The organism is Mesorhizobium sp. M2D.F.Ca.ET.226.01.1.1, from assembly GCF_004022705.2.
Taxonomy (GTDB): Bacteria; Pseudomonadota; Alphaproteobacteria; order Rhizobiales; family Rhizobiaceae; genus Mesorhizobium.
Map to the genome: position 1 here is coordinate 1 of NZ_RZOY02000144.1, position 279 is coordinate 279.

Sequence of the window (279 nt, forward strand, 5' to 3'; positions counted from 1 at the left end):
AAGTCGGAGATCGCGCCGCTTCTGATCGTGATCCGGTTGGAGGAGTACAATTATCCGGCAGCGACCGCGATCGCCGCGATCATGCTGGCGCTGTCCTTCCTGATGCTTTTGGTCGTCAATCTCGCCCAGACATGGAGCCGCAAGCGCTATGGCTGATCCCGAGATCAAATCCTACGAGCCGCATCACGAGAGCCTGTCGGCGGCAGTAACCGAAAGTCGGCAAGTCAAGGCGGTGCTGATGGCGATCGCCTTCGCTTTCCTCGCGGTCTTCCTGCTTTT

Annotated in this window: 1 pseudogene; it reads left to right on the top strand. The window is 58.8% G+C overall.

What is annotated here, in order from left to right:
- Nucleotides 1-156: pseudogene (locus EN869_RS34140) on the top strand (molybdate ABC transporter permease subunit); the annotation flags it as partial.
- Nucleotides 157-279 lie beyond the last annotated feature (123 nt).